This is a genomic window from Brooklawnia sp. (assembly GCF_049651565.1).
In the GTDB taxonomy this organism is placed as follows: Bacteria; Actinomycetota; Actinomycetes; order Propionibacteriales; family Propionibacteriaceae; genus Brooklawnia.
Genome location: NZ_JBASCI010000065.1, coordinates 1 through 3,596 on the forward strand (window position 1 = coordinate 1; position 3,596 = coordinate 3,596).

Genomic DNA, 3,596 nt, shown 5'->3' on the forward strand with positions numbered 1-3,596 from the left:
GGCAGAACGCGACGCGGGCGACGAGCATCCCCTGCTGACCGATCGGCGCAATGTGATCGTCATCGTCGACGAGGCGCATCGCAGCCACTACGACGACCTGGACGGCTACGCCCGCCACCTGGCCGACGCGCTACCCAACGCCACCCTGATCGCGTTCACAGGCACACCGATCAGCGAAACCGACCGCAACACCCGCGAGGTGTTCGGTGACTACATCGACATCTACGACCTCACCCGGGCCGTCGATGATGGCGCCACCGTGCCGGTCTACTTCGAGCCGCGGCTGATCCAGGTCAAACTGGCTGAGGACGTCACCGCTGACGACCTTGATCGCGTCGCCGACGAGCAGACCCAGGGCCTCGACCTGGCCCAACGCGAACGCATCGAACGCTCGGTCGCGGTCATCAACTCCATATACGGTGCTCCGGCCCGCATTGAGGCGCTGGCCCGCGACATCGTCGAACACTGGGAGGACCGTCGCCAGCGCATGGCTGAATACCTGCAGCCGACCGAGCAGGACGCCGCTGCCGAACCGCACGGCAAGGCCCTGATCGTCTGCGCCACCCGCGAAATCTGTGCCCGCCTGTACGAGCAGATCGTTGCGATCCGCCCACAGTGGCATTCCGACGACATCGACAAGGGCGTCGTCAAGGTCGTCTACTCAGGCAACGCCTCAGACGTGCCGCCGATCCGCGACCACGTGCGCCGCGATTCCGAGAACAAGGTGATCAAGAACCGGCTCAAGGAAGTCGACGACCCGCTCGAACTGGTCATCGTCAAGGACATGATGCTGACCGGTTTCGATGCCCCGCCACTGCACACGCTCTACCTCGACCGGCCACTGCGCGGGGCGTTGCTGATGCAAACGCTGGCCCGGGCGAACCGCACCTTCCGCGGCAAGCAGGACGGCCTCATGGTCGCCTACGCCCCCCTGGCCGACAACCTGCGGGACGCCCTGGCCGAATACACCCTCGACGACCAAAACACCCGGCCCGTCGGCAAGGACACCGACGAGGCCGCAGCAGTCGGCGTCCAACTGGTCGAGGCGCTGCGCAGCCTGCTTTCCGGATTCGACTGGCAGTCGATCCTGTCATCGCACGACCCGCAGCGGGCCCGCAGGGCGGTCGCCGGCGCAGTGGAATACCTGCGCTCACCCCTCACCCCCGGAAACCAGGTCGCCGAGGGCGAGTTGACACTCGGCGACCGGTACCGGACGCTATCGGCCCAGTTGGGCCGCATCTGGGCGCTCGCCTCGGGTGCGCAAACCCTGGCCGAACTCAAGACAGAGGTGCGCTTCTACGAAGAGGTGCGCACCTGGATGGCCAAGTACGACGCGAAAGAGCGCGAGGCCAACGGCGAGCCGATCCCCGACGAGATCATGCGCGTACTGCGCGGCGCAGTCGCCGACGCAACAGCCACCGGCGCGATCACCGACATCTACCAGGCAGCAGGCATCCCCCGCCCCAGCCTGCAGGCGCTGACACCAGAAATGCTCGCCGACTTCCAGCGCGCCGATCACCCGCACCTGGCGATCGAGGCGCTCCGCGACCTGCTGCTGCAGGAGGTGCGGTCGGTCACATCGGGCAACGTGGTGCGCCAGCGCGCGTTCAGCGATCGGATCGCAGAACTGATGAACCGGTACACCAACCAGCAGTTGACCGCGGCCGAAGTACTGGCCGAACTGGCAAACCTGGTCTCCGAGGTGTCAACCGAGGGCCAGCGCGGCACCAGGTTCGACCCCCCATTGAGCCACGACGAACTCGCCTTCTACGACGCAGTCAGCCAGAACGACTCCGCCGTCCTGCTGCAGGGCGAGGACAAACTGGCCCAGATCGCCCGCGAACTGGTGGACGTGATGCGACGCGACGTGCGCACCGACTGGACCCGCCGCCCGGACGTGCAGGCCCGCCTGCGCGCCGAAGTGAAACGGCTCCTCCGCAAACACAAGTACCCACCGGACAGGCAGCCCGGCGCTGTGAAACTGGTCCTGGAACAAATGGAACTGCTGGCCGATGCCCGGCCCAGACGGCAGGCCTAATAGCTGATGGCGTTCCCGGTCTTCCTCGACACCTGCACCCTGTTCGGGCAGTCGCTCTGTGACCTTTTGTTGAGTCTGGCCGAACGAGGCTGCTTCGCGCCCTTCTGGTCGGAAGCAGTCCTGGACGCCATGGAGCGAGCGGTTACATCTCGTGGGGTACGGCCCGAGCTTGTGCATCGGCGCCGCGTCCTCATGGAGAGGACGTTTCCCGAGGCGCTCGTCGTTGGGCATGAGCACCTCGCGGAAACCATGACCAACCATCCCGATGACCGACACGTTCTGGCAGCCTGCGTGGTCAGCCCAGCGAACACCCTTGTGACCTTCAACTTGATGGACTTTCCGCCGTCATCACTTGCGCCGTACGAGATCGAGGCGATCCACCCCGATGACTTCTTGCTCGATCTACTCGACCTGCACCCGATCTGGTCGGCGCAGGCGATAGAGAGCATGCTGCGGAAGAACCGGCGACCGCCGCATGACAGAGCCGCACTTGCTGGAGTGCTAACACGGGCCGGCGTCCCCAGAGCCGCCACGGTGATCGCTCGGCTGGTCTAGCGGACGCCCTCGGGCGACTCTGCTGTCGCTTCGTATAGGTCGTTGGCCAGAGCGATATCGATCATTTCGTCCAAGGCCTCGCGGCGGATCTCAGCACGTCGGTGCTGGTATTCCAGCAGGTCGCCGAGCCGGAGCCGGCGATGGCGGCCCACCTTCGTGCAAGCCAGATCCCCCCGCTCGATGATCTTGATCAACGACGGGCGAGACATCCCGAGAAACTCTGCGGCTTCCTGCGTGGTCATCAGCGTCTCGATGGGCGCCACCGTGACCGCGCGGCCTTCGGCCAAGTTCTCCGCAACCAACTTGAGTGCTCGAAACACCTTGTCGGGCAGGTCTATGGTCTCGGTTCCGTCCTTCGAAACCAAGCGTGCACTGGCTTCAGGAGCGTCCAGGCCGCGCGCCTTGAGAGCCTCAATGAAGTCGAGCACTTCAGCTTCCGTTTGGCCCTCGGGCACAAACGTCTCGGCGTCTTGAGCTGCGCTGGTCATGGCATCAGCGTCTCATCCATTCGCAATATTCGCAATACTTGCTGCGAGAATTCGAGCATGAGGTCCCCGCCCAAGTCCCGGGCGCACCCGTTCAGCAGCCCCCGCTGATTGGGTGCGTCCGATCGGCCAGACCAGCACTTTCTGACCCCAATCCGGCCGCGGATGAGCCCGGCCCGGGGGACAATCAAGGCAGCCCATGCCACGAAAGGAACTGCGATGGAGAAGTTCCCGCACAGTTACCGGGTCTCTGCGACCGCCCCGCCAGGCGACGACCCGACCACGATCTCGACGCCCGACCTGCCAGATCTCGAGGGTCACTCCCCGCCCGAGTTCGACGGCCCGGCCGGTTACTGGTCGCCCGAGACCATGTTGCTCGGCGCGGTCGCGAACTGCCTGGTACTCACCTGGCGCTCGGTGGCACGGGTCAACAAGTTCGAGTGGACCGACCTCACGGTGGACGTCCACGGCGTCCTCGATCGCATCGATCGGGTCACCCGGTTCACCAAGGTCGACAT

At 65.2% G+C, this 3,596-nt stretch carries 4 protein-coding genes; 3 read left to right on the forward strand and 1 reads right to left on the reverse strand.

Annotated elements, in window-relative coordinates; translation table 11 throughout:
* Window positions 1-2,038, forward strand: a 2,038-nt coding sequence (locus WBL05_RS03210; protein ID WP_424223694.1) for a type I restriction endonuclease subunit R, incomplete at its 5' end; no start/stop codon positions are given.
* Window positions 2,039-2,044: 6 nt separating this feature from the next.
* The gene (locus WBL05_RS03215; RefSeq protein ID WP_424223695.1) at window positions 2,045-2,593 is read left to right on the forward strand and encodes a PIN domain-containing protein; all 549 of its coding nucleotides are present in this window, start codon (window positions 2,045-2,047) and stop codon (window positions 2,591-2,593) included.
* Here the strand turns inward: WBL05_RS03215 and WBL05_RS03220 are convergent.
* A complete protein-coding gene (locus WBL05_RS03220; protein WP_424223696.1) occupies window positions 2,590-3,081 on the reverse strand; it encodes a helix-turn-helix domain-containing protein in 492 nt (163 codons plus the stop codon). The two genes, WBL05_RS03215 and WBL05_RS03220, sit on opposite strands and share 4 nt — an antisense overlap.
* 216 nt (window positions 3,082-3,297) lie before the next feature.
* On the opposite strand from WBL05_RS03220, the gene WBL05_RS03225 reads away from it, so the two are divergent.
* Window positions 3,298-3,596, forward strand: a 299-nt coding sequence (locus WBL05_RS03225) for an OsmC family protein (protein WP_424223697.1), incomplete at its 3' end; no start/stop codon positions are given.

Bases quoted from the DNA above. Each gene is read 5' to 3' on its own strand.
- WBL05_RS03220 (WP_424223696.1), bottom strand. From the start codon at position 3,081: ATGACCAGCGCAGCTCAAGACGCCGAGACGTTTGTGCCCGAGGGCCAA.
- WBL05_RS03215 (WP_424223695.1), top strand. From the start codon at position 2,045: ATGGCGTTCCCGGTCTTCCTCGACACCTGCACCCTGTTCGGGCAGTCG.